We start from the raw sequence: 20,274 nt of genomic DNA on the forward strand, positions 1-20,274 counted from the left end.
GCGTATCGACGGTTTGTCTACGTGCAGGAGTGACGATACTGATAACATCTAAGATTAGGATGAATGACATCGTTAGGAGTTAGGTGTATGAGGGTCAAACAGTTATCTTCACTTGAAAAACGCCGTATTTTTCTTGTTCTTCTTACCATCGTACTCCTATTTATTGGCATAGTAGGTAAGCTGTTCTGGATACAAATTGCAGCAACAGAAAATTACAGTTCACACGGAGTTAATTTGCTTAAAAACTCAGTCGTTCAAAGACAACGTGCGCTAGTGCTGGAGAGCGGCCGAGGCGAAATATTGGATCGGAACTTGCAGCCGATGACAGGAAAGATTGTGAAATCCCTCGTTGTGTTTCCCATCAATAACGATCTTCAAGCAAGTCCGCAGCAGGTGAATCAGCTTGTCCGGATTTTGCGGACGAATGCGGAGTCTTGGCGTGTATTCACCAAAGATCTGAAAGAGCCGCAAGTGTGGAGTCAAGCCAGTGGTGGCAAACCTGTCGCGTTAACGGATGGACAGGAAGAGCAGATAGAAGCACTGAACTTGCCGAATGTAAAGGTAGTGCAGATGGAAGACCGTTATCCGAGCGGGATGACTGCGCGGCAGTTGATCGGCTTCATTGGACAAAATCCGGATCGCGTGATGAACCTGTACGGCGCGGATCTGGAAAAAGGCAAGGTCGCGCTAACAACGAAGATTGGCGGGGCGGGCCTTGAGAAGACCTTCGATCTCTGGCTTCGGGGCATTGGAGAGACATCGATCTCTTATTTTATGGATGCCGGCAAAAGGCCGTTAACCGGACTGGATGCGCGTATGATTGCGCCGAATAATGCCTTTTATCCCGTTAAGTTAGTTACGACACTTGATGTAAGCGTACAGAGGCAAATTGAAGCGCTAATGGATAAATTGAAAATACGGGATGGTGCTGCCGTCGTTCAGGAAGTCGCACAAGGCGATATCGTCGCCATGGCGAGCAGGCCCAACTATGATCCCACATCCGTGGATCTTGCAAGTAAAAGCTGGAGCAACTATGCGCTTAAAGCAACAGCTCCCGGATCTATTTTCAAAACCGTTGTGGCGGCCGCTGCGCTGGATTTAGGTGTGGTTAATCCCAAAGAGACATTCACTTGTGAAGGAGCTCTTGGCAAGTACGGTTTTACCTGCTGGAGGAAAGAGGGACATGGCCCCTTAACCTTGGAACAAGGGTTCGCACAGTCTTGCAACATCGTGTTTGCCAAAGTCATGCAGCGCTTAACGGCTGGCCAACTGGAAAGCTTCGCGCATAAGCTTGGCGTGCTGGATGAAGTGGGTTGGTCAGGGAAGACGGACACGAAGATCCTCCTCCATCAATTAGATAGCGAAGAGACTGGACAGCTCTTTGGCGCCCATACGCCGCACGATGATGAAGGTGTTCTTATGCAGACAGCCATCGGACAAAGAGACGTCATGATGACCCCTTTGCAGGCGTCTAATATGATTGTTACTTTACTTCATAATGGAAAAGGCTACTCGCCGAGAGTGGTCCAAGAAATCCGCTACCAGACCGATCGCGTGATGGAGAAGTTTGAACCGCAAACGCGAAAGGATGCAGAGGGATATGTATCCGCTTCGACAAGCCGTACGCTGTTGAGCTGGATGAGAGAAGTCGTGACCGATGGGACTGGCCAAGGGCTGAAGGATGCAAAGTGGCAGCTCGCAGGGAAATCCGGTACCGCTCAAACGATGGTCGGCAAGCAGGAAAAGGTGAATCAGTGGTTTATCGGATATGGCCCGGTGGCTACTCCCAAGTATGCGGTATCCGTTGTTATCAAAAATACGGATCCAACGGAAAGCAACAAGGCCATACCTTTGTTCAAAGGGATCATGGATATTCTTGCGAGCCAATCAAACGGCCGGCAGTGATATCGTAAAACAGGTACCTTGGTTGGGCTCGCTCGTAACTTCAATGAGTCCTCCTAAGGTGCGGATGATGCGATAGGAGACCATCATGCTGAGTCCAGTGCTTTTGTTTTTGGTGGAATAAAAAGGGGTTCCAAGGCGGTTGATCTGTTCAGCGGTCATACCGATGCCTGTATCTTTAATTTGTAGAATAATGTGGGGGCCTCGTTTGAAGCCTATGATTTGCAGTGCGCCCCCGTCCGTCATAGCCTCAATGCCGTTTTTGGTGAGGTTGAGCAGGCATTGCATGATTTTTTCTTCATTTGCTTGAATGACCAACGGGGATTTCATGTCGATTTGAACATCAACCCCGCGCAGTGCGGCATATGGAAGTATCAGATTGTTTAGCTTGAATGACAAGTCAGATAAGTTAAGTGGTTCAAGCTTCTCAGCCTCAGGTTTGGCAAAAGACAAATAGTCGGTAATAATGCTTTGGGCGCGGTCAATTTCTTCGATGACCATAGAAGTGTATATATGTTTCTTCTCTTCCGTGACCTGCGATTGACTGAGGATTTGCATGAATCCTCTGGCTACCGTCATGGGGTTGCGAATTTCATGGGCGACTGAAGCGGCCAATTCACTGAGGACATTGAGTTTCTCAGAGCGCTGAATTTCTTGGCGCAATGTGATATTTTCGCGGATTCGGGCAATTAAGTACGTTAGGAGCCACATCGTAAATAAGTGAACGAGACAATACACGATACCATATAGCAAAAAAGTACGATCTACTGTGGCAAAAGAACTGACTCTATACAGCAGGGTGATACAGAAAGTTGCTAGAGCACTGATGAAAGCAAGCAGGGTGGGAAACATCACTTTGGGGGTTAGGTGCTTCCAATTGCTCAGCGCAATGAAAGCCACGATGAAGGGGATGAGAAGAGCTAGTAAGGTGACGATCCACACGAAATTCGGGCCGTTCATGATGTACACATAGGCGAGTATGAATCCGGAAACCGCTAGTCCTGAGCGTATGCCGCCATATAAGAAAGCGATGAGTACGGGAATAATATGGAGATCGAAATGATTGCCTATGGGTTTAAAGAAAGGATGGGTCACGCAAAAAATGGCGGCTAGTGTGCAGATAAATAGAAGAAATACCTGACGATATTTATCATAACTGTCTAGAGAGCCGGGTTTTTCGAGCCAAAAGATGTGAGTTAAAACAATGGGGACGGTTAAAACAAGGATATTCAGGAGTAAATCGTCAAAAATGTTCAAAGATCTCGCCTACTTAACAAAAATTTGATGTTCCACTTTTTATTCGACACAAAACTTGGAATTCCTTCGAAATGTATCCTAAATTTTGATGTTTTTTGGCGAAAAGAAGCGATTTTTACGTTGCGGCTAACGCTAGATTCGCTTACAATTCGGAGGATGAACATAAATAGCAGGCTCAGGAGATTATGTAAATGACGAATACACCCCTTTCTTCTTCAATGGTGATCCTTGACCGAACACAGGAAACGGCCTCAAGATCGATTTTATATGCTTTTGCGCTGGAAGAACTTCTTTGCCGGTCCATTGGGAAAATGGCGCCTCCGATCCTCCATATTTGGCGGCACCCGCGAGCTTTTGTCATGGGACTTAGAGATAGCCGACTCCCGGAAGCGGCACTTGCTAACCAATGGTTGCTCGACCAAGGGTACGATACGGCTGTTAGAAATTCAGGAGGCGCAGCGGTTCCGCTGGATCTGAGCGTTGTGAATGTCTCTTTACTGCTGCCGAAAGAAGCCGGGGATATGGAGCATCGCAAAGATTTTGAAGCCATGGTGGCCCTGATCCGTGAGGTGATGAGCAAACTTACTTATCATATCGATCAAGGTGAGGTAATGGGGTCTTTCTGCCCGGGAGAGTTCGACCTAAGTGTAGGCGGCCGTAAGTTCTGCGGGATCGCACAGCGCAGGCAGCAGCTGGCTTTATCGGTCCAAGCTTTTATTATTGTCGAAGGTGAAGGCGAGGCGAAAGCAGCGCTGGCTAGAGGCTTCTACGAACGCGCGGCGCAATCGGCAGACCCAAGCGAGTATCCTGCTGTGGCACCGGGGAGCATGGCGAGTTTGGCGGAATGCTTGAACATTCCTTTAACAGCTGAGCAATTTATTTCGAACTTAGTTGAAATTATGATGGCTAGAGGGCTGCAAGTGAAAAGTCCTGAAACAATCCCGGGATATCCGACGGACCGGCAAATCGGCGACATGGTGGAGCTGATGAAGGAGCGATACGCGATCAAGAAATAAAAAAACGGTCTGACTTCGTCAATTGACGGAAGCGGGACCGTTTTTTTTATATGTGATAGTTTTACCCAAGAAAATAATGCAGCGCCGCGCTCAGTTCCCCTTGCCAGAATCCCCACAAATGTTTGCCAGGTTTCTCGATATAATGAAGCACAGCATTTTTTCTTTCGAGATCTTCCTTGGCCAAACGATTTTCTCTGACGAAATCAAAGGTTCCTCGCTCCGTTTTGACATCCGTTTCATCCAAGCCAATCAACATGTACATTTCAAGCCAAGATAAATCGTCGACCGCTTTAAGGCGTTCGCGGGTAATGTCGAAAAATGCGCCAGATAAGGATATAACGCGGCAAAAAAGGCTAGGATAATCTAAGGCGAGATGCAAGGAAACGGTCCCACCGAGAGAATCACCTGCGACTATGCGTTCACTGCGCTCCGTCCTTACAGGATAGCGGCTTTCCACATAAGGGAGCAGCTCCTCTGCGAAAAAGCGGCAGTAAGCGTCATGACGCTCGCCTTCCGGCGCATATTCGGACGTGCGGTTAGCCGCGTTCACATCCACACCTACCACAATAGCTGGCTCCAGGTCTTCATCTAATATGCAACGGGTAATGGTTGTGGCGATGCGTCCGAAATTGAAGAATTGCTCGCCATCTTGGCAATAAATAACCGGATAGGAGAGCAGCTCGTTGTAACCGGGAGGCAAATAAACGCGAAGTTGGCGTGTTTCTTGGAGCAGGACAGAGGTGAGTTCATCTTTCACAATCGTTCTTTGGTAGTAGCGAGCGTCATCAGACATCGAGTAATCTCCTTTATATCCTAGTGGGGAAAAATGGTATGTGAAGCGTAAGTTGGAAGTGGTTTGGGTAAGGTGTATTATAGCAGTTGTAAATTTCATGTTAACTGTATTATATATTTTCCTAAACTGTACTATTCGCTTCCACGAAAAAAGGTCATATATCATAAGGATAGCGGTGTACAATTCACAAAAACAGGTTTATAATAATACTATAACAGAAGTGTAGCTAGCAGGCATCAAAATCATATAAGAGGTGAAATGGTATGAGTAAGCCACTTGTCAGCCAAGCAAATTACGAAGTGACCACAGAAAAGGTTGAGCCTTTACAAGTACTGGCTCCAGACGGCACAGTTGTAAATCCCGACAAAATGCCTAAACTTAGCGATGACCAATTAAGAGAGTTAATGAGAAGAATGGTATTCACACGTGTTTGGGACGAAAGAGCCGTTAATCTCGGTCGTCAAGGACGTCTTGGTTTCTATGCGCCGGTATCCGGACAAGAAGCTTCCATGATCGGTAGTGAATTTGCTTTAAATAAAGATGACTTTATTTGCCCGGGTTACCGCGATATGCCGCAGCTCGTATGGCACGGACTTCCGCTTTACCAGGCATTCCTATATTCCCGCGGACACCAACATGGCGGTCAAATTCCGCAGGATGTTCACGTTCTTATGCCGCAAATCATCATTGGTGCACAAATTCTGCACGCAACTGGTGTAGCTATGGCATTCAAAAAGCGTAACCAACCTCGTGTAGCGATTACGTACACTGGGGACGGAGGAAGCTCTGAAGGAGATTTCTACGAAGGTTTGAACTTTGCAGGAGCATTTAAGCTGCCTGCCATTTATTTTGTACAAAACAATGGTTATGCGATCACAACGCCTTACTCCAAACAAACAGGAGCACTTTCTGTTGCTCATAAAGCACTTGCTGCAGGTATCAAAGGCGTGCAAGTAGATGGTATGGACGTTCTGGCTGTTGTTCAAGCTGTGTCTGAAGCTGCTGAAAGAGGCCGCAAAGGCGAAGGCGCTACATTGATTGAGGCATTGACGTACCGTTACCGTCCTCACTCCTTGGCCGACGATACGACGAAATACCGTACCAAAGACGAGGAATCCGATTGGGAGCCGAAAGATCCGCTTACGCGCATGCGTATTTTCCTGACCAAAAAAGGTCTGTGGAGCGAAGAAGAAGAAGCGAAAGTGAAAGAAGAAGCAAAAGCAACTGTTGCTGAGCACATTAAAAAAGCTGAGGAAACTGAGAAAATGACAGTTCCGGGCTTAATCGATTCCATGTTCGAAGTTACACCTTCCCATCTCGAAGAACAGAAACAAGCGTATAAATAAAATCTGGCAAAAACTCTTAGGAGGCACGGAGAAGTCATGGCACAAATGACGATGATTCAAGCGATTAAAGACGCAATGCGCGTTGAACTGGAAAGAGATCCAAATGTAATTTTGTTCGGCGAAGACGTTGGCCATGTTGGTGGCGTATTCCGTGCTACAGAAGGTTTACAAAAAGAATTCGGCGAAGACCGCGTATTCGACACACCACTTGCTGAGTCTGCTATCGGCGGACTTGCAGTAGGTCTTGGCGTTCAAGGCTTCCGTCCAATTGCTGAGATTCAATTCGTAGGTTTTATTTACGAAGCGCTTGACCAAATTTGCGTGCAAGCAGCTCGTATGCGTTACCGCTCCGGCGGCCGTTACAACTCGCCAATCGTATTCCGTACGCCTTACGGCGGCGGCGTTAAAGCGGCTGAGCTTCACACGGATGCACTTGAAGGTCTATTGGTGCAAACTCCGGGGATTAAAGTTGTCGTTCCTTCCAACCCTTACGATGCGAAGGGCTTGCTCATTTCCGCGATTCGCGATAATGACCCTGTCTTCTTCATGGAGCATCTGAACTTATACCGCGCATTCCGCGCTGAAGTACCAGAAGGCGAATACACCATTGAACTTGGTAAAGCAAACGTTGTTCGTGAAGGTTCTGACGTAACCATCATTACTTACGGAGCAATGGTTCATACATCCGTGAAAGCAGCTGAAGAGATCGAAAAAACTCAAGGTGTGAAAGTTGAGGTTATCGACCTTCGTACTCTGCTTCCGCTTGATATCGACACGATTGTCGCTTCGATCAAGAAAACGAACCGTGCGATTATCGTACAAGAAGCACAAAAAACTTCTGGAGTAGCCGCAGAGGTTATTGCTCAAATTAATGAAAAAGCAATCCTGCACTTGGAAGCTCCAGTTCTGCGTATTGCGCCTCCGGATACCGTTTATCCGTTCGCACAAATCGAAGATGCTTGGTTGCCTAGCCCAGCAAGTGTTATTGCCGGTATTAAACAAGTACTCGAATTCTAATTCATAGTCGAAGGTAACAGGAGGTAGTACACGTGGCATTGTTTGAATACAAGTTCCCAGAGCTTGGAGAAGGCATACATGAAGGCGAAATCGTTAAGATGCTCGTTAAAGCGGGTGACACCGTAACCGACGAAACCATTCTTATGGAAGTACAGAACGATAAAGCGGTTGTTGAAGTTCCATGTCCTGTAGAAGGCAAAGTCGTTAGCGTCGCTGTCAAAGACGGTCAAATCTGTACGATTGGCGAGCTCGTGATGACAATCGAAGTAACAGGCGAGATGCCGGCTGAGTCCATGCATCACAGCAGCTCCAACAACGCTGCGCCTGCGGCCGCAGCGGCACCTGCTGCTACAGCGGTAGCCGTAGCAGAGGCTCCTGCAGCAGCACCAGCAGTAGCTGCAGCAGCACCTGCGCCAGCAGCGCCAAGCGCTGGTGGCCGCGAAGTGCTTGCGACGCCTAGCGTGCGCAAGCTTGCAAGAGAAAAAGGCATCACACTCGCAGAGGTGACGCCTACAGGCAAGCACGGCCGCGTAACACGCGAGGACGTGCTCGGCTTTAACGGAGCGGGCAGCGCCGCGGCTCCGGCAGCAGCAGAACCAGCTGCAACGGAAGCAGCTGGCAACGCAGCACCTGCGGCTAGCACGCAGGTTGCTGTGGGCGATCGCGTAGAAGAGCGGGTTCCGTTCAAAGGAATCCGGAAAGTCATCGCGAACGCGATGGTGAAATCCGTGTACACGGCACCGCATGTGACACTGATGGACGAAATCGACGTGAGCGCGTTAGTCGCTCTGCGTGAGCGCACGAAGCCTCTTGCTGAGAAGAAAGGCGTGAAGTTGACTTACCTTCCTTTCATCGTGAAAGCATTGGTAGCGGCTTGCCGTCAATTCCCGGCGTTGAACGCAATGATCGACGAAGAAAAGCAAGAAATCGTCTACAAAAAGTACTACAACATCGGTATCGCAACAGATACAGACAACGGCTTACTCGTACCTGTTATCCATGATGCTGACCGTAAAAATGTATGGTCGATTGCCTCTTCCATCAAAGACTTGGCTACTCGCGGACGCGATGGCAAGTTGACTCCGAACGAGATGAAGGGTGGCACAATCTCCATTACGAACATTGGTTCCGTAGGCGGTATGTTCTTCACGCCGGTTATCAACTTCCCTGAAGTTGCGATCCTGGGTGCTGGCCGCATTACTGAAAAACCTGTCGTGAAAAACGGTCAAATCGTTGCAGCATCGGTGATGGCTCTTTCCTTAAGTTTCGATCATCGTATCGTTGACGGAGCGACAGCACAAAGCTTCTTGAACTACATCAAACAGCTCCTGGCTGATCCAGAGCTTCTCGTCTTGGAGGTGTAACAACATGGTAGTAGGAGATGCTTCTCTTGATATTGACTTGCTAGTTATTGGTGCAGGACCAGGGGGTTATGTAGCTGCCATTCGCGCAGCTCAACTTGGTCAAAGTGTCCTTATTGTAGATAAATCGGAGTGGGGCGGCGTCTGCTTGAACCGCGGCTGTATCCCTTCCAAAGCGTTGATCTCCGCAGCTCATACGTATGAGCATGCGCAGCACGCTGACAGCATGGGTATCTCTGTAGAGAACGTGAAAGTGGACTTTGCAAAGGTACAAGCTTGGAAAAACAGCATTGTTGCTAAACAAACGGGCGGCGTTGGCGCGCTGCTCAAAGGCAACAAGATCCAAACGTTCCAAGGCGAAGTGATGTTCATCAACGAGCACGAAGCACGTGTGTTCAATGATGCAGAAGCTCCGCGTTATCGCTTCAAGCACTGTATTATCGCGACGGGTTCCCGTCCGATTGAGCTGAAAGCATTCCCTTTCGGCGGAAGAATCATTTCTTCCACGGAAGCTTTGAACTTGCCTGAAGTTCCGAAAAGCATGATCGTGATCGGCGGCGGCTACATCGGAATCGAGCTTGGCCAAACGTATGCGAAGTTCGGTACGAAAGTAACTGTGCTGGAAGGTTCAGATCACGTATTGCCAGGCTTCGAGAAAGATTTGACGAAGCTTGTAGCACGCAACCTTGAGAAAGTTGGCGTTGAAGTTCATACAGAAGCGCTGGCACAATCCTGCACGAAAACAGAGAACGACGTAACCGTAACGTTCACAGTGAAAGGCGAAGAGAAACAAGTAACCGCTGATTACGTGCTTGTAACTGTCGGTCGTCGTCCGAACACAGACGGCGAGCTTGGTCTTGATCTGATTAACTTGAAAATGACGGACCGTGGTTTGATCGAAGTTGATAACCAAGGTAGAACCAGCATTCCGCATATCTTTGCGATTGGCGATGTTGTGCCTGGTCTTTCCCTGGCCCACAAAGCTTCCTATGAAGCAAAAGTGGCGGCAGAAGCGATTGCAGGTCACTCCAGCATCGTAGACTACAAAGCGATGCCGGCTGTTGTGTTCTCTGATCCGGAAATTGCCGGTGTAGGCTTGAGCGAAACGGAAGCAAAAGCTCAGGGGATTAACGTAACGATCGGGAAATTCCCTTATGCAGCTAACGGCCGCGCTAACTCTTTGAACGCAGGTCAAGGTTTCGTGAAACTTGTCGGCGACAAAGAAACAGGCCAACTGCTTGGTGGTCAAATTGTTGGTCCAGAAGCATCGAACTTGATTGGGGAGCTTGCTCTTGCAGTTGAGATGGGTGCTAACCTAGAAGATATCGCCCTTACGATCCACGCACATCCAACATTGACAGAAATGATCATGGATGCAGCGGAAGGCGCGCTTGGACACCCTATTCACCAACTTGGGAAATAAGCATCATCAGAGCGGTTTCCAATACCTTTAGATAAAAAGTCCCGAGAGCATGGCGCAAGCCGCTCTACGGGACTCTTTTATTTTTTTTTATCCGTTTCTGCGGGCAAAATCGAGCATGAACTCCGCTAAAGCTCGGCAGGCTTCAAGAGGGACCGCATTGTAGGCGGAAGCGCGCAGACCGCCAACGCTGCGGTGTCCGGCCAAGCCCTCAAAGCCATGGGTCTCGGATTCCGCGATGAAACGGCGTTCAAGCTCTTCATTAGCCATACGCCAAGTGATATTCATGGGAGAGCGGTCTTTTGCATCAATCATGCCCTGGTAAAAACCGCCGCTGGCATCAATGACCTCATAAAGGAGGCCGGATTTTGCAAGATTATGGCGTTCTAATTGTTCCACGCCGCCTTGCTTTTGCGTCCATTTGAGCACCAAATTGGTCATATAAATGGCATGGACGGGAGGCGTGTTGAACAGGGAATTGTTTTTGGCAAATGTGCTGTAGCGCATGATTTCCGGAATCTCGCTTGAAGCTTGCTCCAGCCAGCTTTCACGGATCACGACTACAGTGACACCAGCGGGTCCAAGATTTTTTTGTGCGCCGGCATAGATCATGGAGAACTTCGCGAGATCCAGTTTACGGCTCAGGATTTCGCTGGTCATATCGCCAACGAGAGGGATGTCGCCGACTTCGGGTATCTCCGCATAACGCGATCCTTCGATGGTATTGTTCATCGTGATATGCACATAGGCAGCATTTGGGCTGAGATCCGGTGCGTCCCAGGCAGGAATACCGCGATAACCTTGTTCTTTGGAGCTTGCTACGACATGGGTGCGACCAAGATAAGCCGCTTCCTTATAGGCTTTCTCTGCAAAGCTGCCAGTTAGAGCATAGTTAGCTGTTAGCTGTGGTCTTAGGAAATTCATCGGAAGAAGGGCGAATTGCGTGCTTGCCCCACCACCCATGAAAAGCACTTCATATCCTTTGGGCAAATTCAGTAGGGAAAGTAGGAGGAGCTGCGTTTCGTGGTTCAGTTCCTCGACCGTTTTGCTTCTATGCGACATTTCGAGCAAAGAAATTCCTTTACCCTCATAATCGACAAATTGCTGCTGAGCTTCTTCCAGAACGCCTAAAGGTAATGCGGCCGGACCTGGATTGAAATTGTACCTGCGTTTTGTTTGGTTCATGTGTATGGCCTCCCGTAACCGATTTTTGGACAACAAAAAACGCTCCTCATCCGATTGGGACGAGGAGCGTTTGCTCGCGGTGCCACCCAATTTAAGAAACATGATGTGCATGTTTCTCCACTTGGTTCCGCGGTAACGGGCGGTGCCGGTTAACTTAGCATGACTTTAAATCCAACAAGCATGCTTGGCGATAACGCCTCCGAGTTGGATTCTCATCATAGGCACGATCGAATATAGAAGTTGAATAAAGTATATGCTTCTTGTTTGAAAAGGTCAATGCTTTATTTTACTGTTTTGTTATAAGCGGCTAGTTTCTCAGCGATGGTTTTTGAAGCTGCATCCAAGGCATCTTTCGGTGATTTTTTACCCGTGAGTGCTTCTTCGATAGCTGTTTCAACGAGTTGACGAGCTTCTGGGAATACACCCATGACCGCGCCTTGCGTTGCTTTGTTCGCTTTCGTATTGTGCAGTTGGTCGATTGCCGTTTGGAATTGCGGGAATTTAGCTAAATTATCTTTAAGAATTTGCTCATCATAAGCTTTTTTCGTAATTGGGAAATATCCTGTGTTCACGTTCCACCATGCTTGCGTTTGCGGATTCGTCAAGAATTTGATGAATTCCCATGCGCCTTTTTGCTCAGCTTCGGATTTGTTGTTCAAGATATAGAGACTTGCGCCCCCAACAACAACACCGCCGTCTTTGGCATCAGCAGGTTTAGGCATAACGCTTGTTCCAACTTGGAATTTGCCTTCTGCACCAGTAACTATACCGCGTAAAGAAGCTGTAGAATCAAGTGTCATTGCAATTTGACCGGCTAGGAAAGCTTTTTTCGTATCATCGGTTTTACGACCAAGGTTCATGAGGGATTTGTTATCAACCATTCCCTTCCACCAAGTCAATGTTTTAACGCCTGCTTCATTGTTCAAAAGTGTTTCTGTCGCCGCAGCGGTACGACCGTTTCCGTTGTTCAAGAATTCTGCGCCTTGTCCAGCGAAAAACTGCTCCATGAACCAACCGTAAATTGCAAAGGATCCACCGGCTTTACCGTCTTTGCTCAGCGCTTGTGCGGCTTTTGCTACTTCTTCATACGTTGTTGGCGGCTTCTCCGGATCTAGACCAGCGGCTTTGAACATATCTTTGTTGTAGTAAAGGATTGGGTTGGATGTGTTAAAAGGCATGGAATTCAATTTATCGTCAACTTTGTAGTAATTCAAAATGTTTTCTTCTAGTTGGGAAAGGTCGAATTTGTCGGCATCAACGAATTTTTGAACCGGTGTAATCGCCTTGGAATCGATCATGAAACGCGAACCGATCTCGTAAACTTGAATGAGGGATGGGCCGCTTTTTGTGTCCATGGAAGCTTTCATTTTGTTCAAGCTTTCATCGTAAGTACCTTGGAAGACAGCTTCAACTTGCACATTTTTCTGGGAAGCATTGAAATCTGCAACTAGCTTGTCGACAGCTTTGCCAAGTTCACCGCTCATGGAGTGCCACCAGATGACTTTAACCGGCTCTGCGGCTTTGGTCGGAGCTGCTGAAGCGGCAGTTGAACTTGCAGGTGCAGTACTGCTAGCTGGCGTTACTTCTGCTTTGCTGCATGCGCTAGCCAACACCATGGTGAGTGCTGTCATTGCGAGAACGGAAGTTCTTATGTTTACGGATTTCATTGATTTGTTTCTCTCCCTTTTTTAACTTTTTTTTATTTATGGAAATCTGATTCAGCTAATATAGCCTGTCAGAGCAGCCAACAAGATTAACCTTTCACAGCTCCAGCGGTGAGTCCACGGACGAGCTGCTTTAAACCAAGGATGAGCAAAATAAGCGATGGTAAGAGGACGATGGTTACGCCTGCCAAGACGAGGTTCCATACGGTTAACTCTTCAAATTGCAGCATAGCGATGCCGATTTGTGCAGTTCGCATTGCTTCACTGTTCGTAATGAGCAGCGGCCATAGATACATGTTCCATGCATTAAGGAAAGCATAGACAGCTAGTGTAGCAAGCGCAGGTCTTCCCAAAGGCAGTACAATCCGGAAAAAGATGCGGATGTGACCACATCCGTCGATACGCGCCGCTTCGAACAATTCTTTGGGCAGCTGCAGGAAAAATTGGCGCAGCAGGAAGGTACCGAATGCTGTTGCCAGGAAAGGAACCGTTAGGCCCTGCAGGCTATCGAGCCAATCCCATTTTTTGACCGTCAGATAATTCGGTATGATCGTGACTTCCCAAGGAATCATCATCGTCGCCATGAACAAAGAGAAGATGAAAGCTTTTCCTTTAAACCGGATATTGGCAAAGGCATAAGCGGCCATCGAAGAGGTCATCAGCTGCCCAATCATGATGATTAGTGAAACGATAAAGCTGTTTGTAATGAATTTGGCTATCGGAACGAGTTGAAAAACGGCCACTATACTGCCCACATAGAAACTGCTTGGCAAGAAGCGCGGCGGATAAGCCGAAGCTTCATCTGGTGTCATGAACGTAGCGGAAAATGTGTAAAAGATTGGATACAATACAAGGGCCGCTGCAATAGCTAATAGGATATAAATAAATGTTTTCTGTAAGGGACGGTTCATTGATAATGCACATTCCTTTCGAACACTTTGAATTGCACGAAGGTGAAAATCAGGATGATTGTGAACAGAACAAGGGCCTGCGCGCTTCCAGTTCCGAACCGGAAGTTAATGAAAGCATCTTGATACAAGTTATAAACGAGCACATCGGTCGAGTTAATTGGACCGCCTTTGGTCAGAATGTGAATCTGTCCGAAGGATTGGAAAGCGCCGATAATCGATACAATCGTGACGAAAAACACCGTCGGTGAAAGCAGGGGTAAAATGATTTGCACAAACGTCCGAACCGGCCCGGATCCATCGATTTTTGCGCTATCGTAGATTTCATCGGGAATGCCTTGAAGTCCGCTGAACAGGACGATGTAATTGAAGCCAAGATTCATCCATACAGTCATCAAGGAGACGGAAAGCAGTGCCCACCGAGGATCTGTTAGCCAAGCCACAGGCTCTAAACCTACAAGCTGCAGCAGGTAGTTAAGCATGCCGACGCTAGGATGAAAAAGCATCATCCAGATGACAGAGGATGTTCCTACAGACAGAACGACAGGAAGCGAGAAAATAAATTGGAAAAAACGCATCCCTTTCAGCTGATTGTGTGTGAGAGCTGCGAGCAGAAGCGCAAGGGCGATGCTGGTCGGTACCGTCAGAATGGTGAATAAACCTGTGACCTCCAAGCTTTTATAGAACTTCTCCGACGTGAAGATAGCCGTAAAGTTATCGAAGCCGACAAAGGAAGCCACCCTGCCTCTGGGATCGGTCTCATGCATGCTGAGATAAAAGGTTTGAATCAAAGGGTAGAACAGAAACACACCGAAAAGCAGCAATGACGGAAATAAGAAAATATAACCAAGCAGCGTCTCCGCCCAATTCGAGAAGAACATAGAACGACGGGGGAGTTCAGCACGTGTTGTTATTTTTTTTGGTGCATTAGTTAAGGTTAAATCTTGGTCCAGCGTACTCATGCAATGTCCTCCATAAAGAATATTAGGCTAGTTCGATCTCTATTAGGTTAACGTCCTGTTATTTGACCAGTGTTAAATAGATTTAAATGATTTGTTAATTTCATCTCGATGTTTACATAATATTTACGAAGATTTACTGGGCAAAAGCGGAGCTGCTCTACTATAATTTGAGTATAAGTAGTTAATGAAGTTAGGAGAGTGTTACGTATAATGAGCAAACAACCACTTGTAATAGGTCATAGAGGAGCAGCCGGGGATGCACCGGAGAATACATTAAAATCTTTTGCTTTAGCTTTCGAGCAAGGAGCGGAAGGCATTGAATTGGATGTTCACCTGACGAAAGACGGCGAAATTGTCGTTTGTCATGACGGTACACTGGATCGCACGACGAATGGTTCTGGTCTAATTTGCGAAAAAAACTGGGATGAAATCAAAGAACTCGATGCCGGTTCATGGTTTTCCGAGGATTTCATCGGGGAAAGAGTACCTTTGCTGCGTGAGGTTTTTGAGCTTGTGCCACGTGGCTTCCTCATCAATGTGGAAGTGAAGCATGCGTATGAAGGACGAATGGAGAAGGCCTTGCTTGCCTTTTTGCGTGAAAGCGGCAGGATGGAAGACGTCGTTATTTCCTCTTTCGACCACAAAGTGATTAAGCGGATCAAGTTGGCCGAGCCTGAAGTAAAAGTGGGGCTGCTGTATGCCGCCAACTTGATTGACCATGCGGCTTATGCCCAGCAACTCGGGGTTGAGGTGCACTCTCTGCACCCTCAACATCATCATTTTGAAAAAGAAGACGGGGTATCGGCGGCAGAAGCAGGATTAGCCACGTATCCATGGACAGTGAACGTTGTAAGGGATTTTCAGAAGATGATCGATGCTGGCGTTTCGGGCATTATTACGGATTTTCCAGGCAAGCTTAATGCGTTATTAAAAGGTGAGTAATCGAAATAGCAGACTCTAGTTCCTCTATCACAGACGAACAGATGGATGTTCTATCGTCCCTTATACTGGTATGGTAGAATATGGGTATACCGGATTGGAAGGGGAGTTGTATGAACGGAAACATCTTAACTCAAATAGCGCAAATTTCTGTCATTGTCGTTGATATTGAAAGAGCTGTTGCTTTTTATCGCGATACTTTGGGCATGAAATTTATGTTTCATGCTGGGCAAATGGCTTTTTTTGATATCAATGGCATTCGTTTGATGCTCAGCCTTCCTGAGAAACCTGAATTTAATCATCCAGGATCGGTCATCTATTATAAGGTGGAAGACATTAAGCAGGCGTATGAAGCTTTCATCGAACGTGGTGTTACCTTTATTAGCGAACCACATGTCGTTGCAAAAATGGATCATATGAATATCTGGATGGCGTTCTTCCGGGACTCCGAGGGGAATACACTAGCACTAACAAGTGAAGTTTCGAATTAAATAACGTGCAAAAGGGACCGCTGCATACGGATGCTGTGGTCCTTTTTTAATAGTGGGAGAGGAGGGCAACAAAGGTAGCTGCAGTACGAATCCAGCGGGTGGTTGACAGTAGTACTAGGTAAAGTTAGTACTATCAGAATCGCAGCAAATGCATACAATGGGATTATGACCTGGTATTAAGAGAAGCCCAATAAATAAATGGATGCTTAATACGTTGTACCAAGGTTTTCTCAGATTTGCCATGCGAACGCTTAGGAGGAGTCACCATGATCAAATGGTTGTTTATTGTACTGTTAAAGCTTCTGCTTCCACTGCTGCGCCCTGTCATACTAGCTAGTTTTCGCGTAAAAGTGAAGGGGATGCAGCGGCTTGATTTTACAGATAAAACAGTGCTCATTCCTAACCATGTCTCATTGTTGGATGCTGTTCTGCTAGCGTTGATTCTACCCGAGGAAGTGGCCTTTGTCGTGAATACACGAATGGCCAAACGTTTTGCTTGGCCGCTCCATTTCCGTTCGCATATTCCAGTAGATCCACTCAACCCTTACTCGGTACGGAAAATGCTCAAAACGGTGCAGAGCGGTACGCCGCTTGTCATTTTTCCGGAGGGGCGCATATCGACCACGGGCAGCATGATGAAGGTGTACGGCGGCATTGGATATATTGCGTCAAGATCCCAGGCTCACATGGTGCCGATTGCGATTAACGGACTGGAGCATTCCAAATTATCGTATCTTCGTGGCAAAATGAAACAGATTTGGTTTCCGGCCGTTACTTTCACGATTGGGGAGTCTTTTCAAGTGCCTGTGAATGAAAAGCTGACGAGAAGAGTTCAGAAGGAGCGGGCAACAGAGTTCATCGGCAGCCGAATGCAGAGTCATTTGGTGGAAAGCCGGATGAAACCGGAGCTTAATTTATTCAATGAGATGCTCATAGCTGCCAAGCAGCATGGATTTTCCAAAATTATTTGCGAAGACATCCTATCAGATACGTCGATAAGTTACCGCAAACTGCTTTTAAGCAGCTATACGATAGCGGAGCGTTTGAAGGAGCTGCTGGGTAACCAGAAGCGAACAGCTGTCCTATTGCCGAATGCGGCGGCGCATGTCGTGACTTTATTTTCCTTATTCCGCTTAGGCATTACACCGGCGATTCTGAATTATACTGCAGGAAAACACGCCATGCTGGATGCCTGTGAAACCGTTTCGGCAAAGACAATTATTACGTCTCGGGCTTTTATCGAGAAAGCGGGGTTATCCGATTTTATCAACAGTGCCAGTGAAGTTTACTCGGTTATCTATCTTGAAGAGGTTAGAGAGAGTATAACTTTTCAACATAAATGGGTAGGAATTCGTAATCTCTTGATGAAAGTGCGAGGACCAGTCGGGGATGGGGAGAATGAGGTTGTTCTCTTCACATCAGGGAGTGAAAGCAAACCGAAGGGGGTTGTGCTGACGCACCGCAATATTTTTTCTAATCTTCAGCAGGCCAAAGCTGTGATTGCTTTCAATGCGGCTGATATCCTTCTCGGGGCGATGCCCATGTTTCATTCTTTCGGCTTAACAGCGGGGACGATACTGCCGGTACTTTCGGGCATGAAGGTGGTCATGTATCCAAATCCACTGCATTATAAAGTCATTCCAGAGATTGTATACGATCGCAATATTACTATTTTGTTCGGTACGTCAACGTTTCTATCGGCTTACGCGAGAACGGCTCATGCTTATGATTTTGCCTATGCGTTGAAATATGTCGTGGCTGGCGCCGAGAAGCTGAAAGAGGAAGTCCGTCAAACCTGGGCCGAAAAATTCGGCATACGGATTCTGGAAGGTTACGGTACGACGGAGACAGCGCCTGTCATTTCGCTCAATACGCCTATGCATGCTAAAAAAGGAACCGTAGGCCGTGTGCTGCCAGGTATTCAGGTTCGAATCGAAAAAGTGGATGGCATCGAGCTTGGCGGCAATTTGCTTGTCAAAGGTCCTAATGTGATGAAAGGGTATTTGATTCATGGTCAGGGTTTTGTCCCCTGCCCGGAATGGTACAGCTGCGGCGATATTGTGCAAATCGATGACGAAGGCTACATGTCGATTCAGGGTAGGATGCAGTCTTTTGCCAAGATTGGTGGGGAAAAAGTGTCGCTGCCAATGGTCGAAGAACTCGTGTTGCCAAGCTTGCCGCATCAAGCCGTGTGCGCAGCCGTTGCTGTTCCGGATGCACGAAAAGGAGAGCGGATTGTCGTATACCACAATAGCCCGGACATGCAGCTGCAGTCTCTTAAAGAATGGATGAAACAGAAAGGGCATCCGGGGATTTATATGCCTTCGGAGCTGCGATATGTAGAGAAATTGCCGCTTTTGGGCAGTGGAAAAGTAGACTATGTAACCATTAAGCGAATTGCGCTTGAGGAGCATCATGCATCCTAGGGGAGAGAAATGATATGAAAATGAAACCGCTTCAGACGCTCAATTTGACCCAATTTCTTTCCGCTTTTGCCGATAATATGATTCTCTTCATTACATTGGCGATTATTAAGCAGAATGCTTTTCCGGACTATTACATTGGTGTTGTTCAAGCAGCATTTATTGTTGCCTTCGTTGTGTTGGCGCCTTTTGTCGGTGCGATAGCTGATAAGCACTCCAAATCCCGCATCCTTCTCGTTGGAAATGCCATCAAAAGCATCGGCATCATCGCGATGTTCCTTCATGTGGACCCGGCTGTCAGTTATGGGATCGTCGGCATCGGCGCCGCGGTGTATTCACCGGCTAAATACGGTATTTTGCCCGCGCTTACCCATTCCGATCATGAGCTGCTTCGAGCTAATGCACGTATGGAAGGTTATACGATCATGGCCATTTTGCTTGGATCTGTTTGCGGTGGTATTTTGGCGAAAATGTCGCTATTCGGTTCGATGATCGCCTGCCTTGGCTTGTACTTGTTATCTTTGCAACTGACGCTGCAAATGCCGAAGATGCAAGGCGATAGGACGATCCGCTATGGCAAGGCAGCGAGAACTTTCGTTTCCGACATGAGCTTCTTGTTAAAAGACCGAGCTACCCGTTTCTCCCTTGTCGGCACGGGCTCGTTCTGGATGACGTCCTCGGTTGTCCGGTTGGCGATCATCGCTTGGGTGCCTGCTCACCTTGGTATCCAGTCGGTCGATCAAATCTCTATGCTTGTCGCTGTAACCGGCGTAGGGATCATGATTGGGGCGTTGATGACACCGAAGCTGGTCCCGGCAAGGCGTTATTATAATTCATTTATATTTGGCATTCTTATGATCATCTGCATCTTGCTGTTCCCGCTAATCACCAATTTGTATATAACAATAGGGTTGCTTCTACTTGTAGGTTTCAGCGGCGGAGTGTTTATTGTACCAATGAATGCTGTGCTGCAAGACAGGGGTCAAGGGATGGTAGGCGCAGGGAAAACGATAGCGGTTCAAAATTTCCTGGAAAATGCGATGATGCTTGCCGGAGTCGGACTTTATACGCAAATTTCCAAGGATGGGCTGTCACCGGACCTGTCGATTACAGGGATTGCGTGTATCCTTGCCGGTTTTGTCGTGTATTTGATTGTACAGCGTGAACGTTTGAAACTTTCCGTTTAGGTGGCGAATCATATATCGTGCCATCCCCTCCGATTAAGAGGAGTTTGGTAACCGAATGTACCTGGATAAGAGAGCTGGCGAAATCTTTGGTTTCGCCAGCTTTTTGCGTTATTTTAGCCACATAGGGAATTTGGTTCTGCTCTAGAGAGGTTTCAAGCTCCTTCCAGATGTTAGTTCCTCTACCATGACCTGAAAGCGGATTCGTAATAAAGCCATTAATTGCATACCAAACATCCCCGATCTATAGGTGGAATGGTAGCAAATTACTAGGAAAATAGTTCTATGAATATACGTTTTATGGCGAATTTTGTCTTTACATAATGTTCACTTGTTTGTAAAATAAACCATAGGTAAATTAATTATTTTCTATGTAAGGTAATCTAACATACGTTAGAGGATCTGC

Annotated in this window: 17 protein-coding genes; 10 read left to right on the forward strand and 7 right to left on the reverse strand. The window is 47.2% G+C overall.

From position 1 onward, the window contains the following. Positions 1–87 precede the first annotated feature (87 nt). A complete protein-coding gene (locus ACUN27_RS06995; protein ID WP_445558601.1) occupies positions 88–1,905 on the forward strand; it encodes a peptidoglycan D,D-transpeptidase FtsI family protein in 1,818 nt (605 codons plus the stop codon). On the opposite strand, the gene ACUN27_RS07000 is transcribed toward ACUN27_RS06995, so the two are convergent. Beyond that, positions 1,888–3,159 (reverse strand): ATP-binding protein, encoded by a 1,272-nt coding sequence (locus tag ACUN27_RS07000; protein WP_315953565.1) that lies wholly within the window; start codon positions 3,157–3,159, stop codon positions 1,888–1,890. The genes ACUN27_RS06995 and ACUN27_RS07000 overlap by 18 nt on opposite strands. A 191-nt stretch (positions 3,160–3,350) precedes the next feature. Here ACUN27_RS07000 and ACUN27_RS07005 point away from each other — a divergent pair, with 191 nt between their 5' ends. Beyond that, positions 3,351–4,175 carry a lipoate--protein ligase family protein gene (locus ACUN27_RS07005; protein ID WP_315953564.1) on the forward strand — a complete coding sequence of 275 codons (825 nt, stop codon included), beginning with the start codon at positions 3,351–3,353 and terminating at the stop codon, positions 4,173–4,175. 61 nt (positions 4,176–4,236) lie between these two features. On the opposite strand, the gene ACUN27_RS07010 is transcribed toward ACUN27_RS07005, so the two are convergent. Further along, entirely contained in the window at positions 4,237–4,968 is a 732-nt protein-coding gene (locus tag ACUN27_RS07010; RefSeq protein WP_315953563.1) for an alpha/beta hydrolase, read from the reverse strand. Between the two features lie 263 nt (positions 4,969–5,231). On the opposite strand from ACUN27_RS07010, the gene pdhA reads away from it, so the two are divergent. The 4 genes from pdhA to lpdA are packed head-to-tail and all read left to right on the forward strand — an operon-like array spanning position 5,232 to position 10,115. Then, on the forward strand, positions 5,232–6,314 hold the full coding sequence (gene pdhA / locus ACUN27_RS07015) for a pyruvate dehydrogenase (acetyl-transferring) E1 component subunit alpha (protein ID WP_127455364.1): 1,083 nt from the start codon (positions 5,232–5,234) through the stop codon (positions 6,312–6,314). Between the two features lie 36 nt (positions 6,315–6,350). Further along, positions 6,351–7,331, forward strand: a complete 981-nt coding sequence (locus tag ACUN27_RS07020) for an alpha-ketoacid dehydrogenase subunit beta (protein WP_167067864.1) — start codon at positions 6,351–6,353, stop codon at positions 7,329–7,331. Between the two features lie 32 nt (positions 7,332–7,363). Beyond that, positions 7,364–8,695, forward strand: coding sequence for a dihydrolipoamide acetyltransferase family protein (locus ACUN27_RS07025; RefSeq protein ID WP_326061311.1), 1,332 nt, complete (start codon positions 7,364–7,366; stop codon positions 8,693–8,695). A 4-nt stretch (positions 8,696–8,699) separates the two neighbouring features. Continuing rightward, positions 8,700–10,115 (forward strand): dihydrolipoyl dehydrogenase, encoded by a 1,416-nt coding sequence (lpdA, locus tag ACUN27_RS07030; protein WP_127455367.1) that lies wholly within the window; start codon positions 8,700–8,702, stop codon positions 10,113–10,115. Positions 10,116–10,202: 87 nt separating this feature from the next. On the opposite strand, the gene serC is transcribed toward lpdA, so the two are convergent. From serC to ACUN27_RS07050, 4 genes are all read right to left on the reverse strand, one after another. Beyond that, a complete protein-coding gene (gene serC / locus ACUN27_RS07035) occupies positions 10,203–11,297 on the reverse strand; it encodes a 3-phosphoserine/phosphohydroxythreonine transaminase (RefSeq protein WP_445558602.1) in 1,095 nt (364 codons plus the stop codon). A 281-nt stretch (positions 11,298–11,578) separates the two neighbouring features. Continuing rightward, positions 11,579–12,964: an ABC transporter substrate-binding protein gene (locus tag ACUN27_RS07040; RefSeq protein ID WP_445558603.1), complete on the reverse strand. Its 1,386-nt coding sequence runs from the start codon at positions 12,962–12,964 to the stop codon at positions 11,579–11,581. Positions 12,965–13,050: 86 nt separating this feature from the next. Then, positions 13,051–13,872, reverse strand: a complete 822-nt coding sequence (locus ACUN27_RS07045) for a carbohydrate ABC transporter permease (protein WP_315953559.1) — start codon at positions 13,870–13,872, stop codon at positions 13,051–13,053. Further along, positions 13,869–14,750 (reverse strand): carbohydrate ABC transporter permease, encoded by an 882-nt coding sequence (locus ACUN27_RS07050; RefSeq protein WP_379170959.1) that lies wholly within the window; start codon positions 14,748–14,750, stop codon positions 13,869–13,871. The genes ACUN27_RS07045 and ACUN27_RS07050 overlap by 4 nt, the downstream gene beginning before the upstream one ends. A gap of 291 nt (positions 14,751–15,041) precedes the next feature. On the opposite strand from ACUN27_RS07050, the gene ACUN27_RS07055 reads away from it, so the two are divergent. The 4 genes from ACUN27_RS07055 to lplT all read left to right on the forward strand — a co-directional run bounded on the left by ACUN27_RS07055 (position 15,042) and on the right by lplT (position 19,871). Then, a complete protein-coding gene (locus ACUN27_RS07055) occupies positions 15,042–15,773 on the forward strand; it encodes a glycerophosphodiester phosphodiesterase (RefSeq protein ID WP_326061313.1) in 732 nt (243 codons plus the stop codon). A 110-nt stretch (positions 15,774–15,883) separates the two neighbouring features. Then, entirely contained in the window at positions 15,884–16,261 is a 378-nt protein-coding gene (locus ACUN27_RS07060; protein ID WP_326061314.1) for a VOC family protein, read from the forward strand. 266 nt (positions 16,262–16,527) lie between these two features. Continuing rightward, entirely contained in the window at positions 16,528–18,687 is a 2,160-nt protein-coding gene (locus tag ACUN27_RS07065; RefSeq protein WP_315953555.1) for an AMP-binding protein, read from the forward strand. A gap of 14 nt (positions 18,688–18,701) precedes the next feature. After that, on the forward strand, positions 18,702–19,871 hold the full coding sequence (lplT, locus tag ACUN27_RS07070) for a lysophospholipid transporter LplT (protein ID WP_445558604.1): 1,170 nt from the start codon (positions 18,702–18,704) through the stop codon (positions 19,869–19,871). Here lplT and ACUN27_RS07075 read toward each other — a convergent pair. Beyond that, positions 19,792–20,112: a diacylglycerol kinase family protein gene (locus tag ACUN27_RS07075; RefSeq protein WP_418936909.1), complete on the reverse strand. Its 321-nt coding sequence runs from the start codon at positions 20,110–20,112 to the stop codon at positions 19,792–19,794. The genes lplT and ACUN27_RS07075 overlap by 80 nt on opposite strands. Positions 20,113–20,274 lie beyond the last annotated feature (162 nt).

Source organism: Paenibacillus sp. WC2504, from assembly GCF_052682475.1.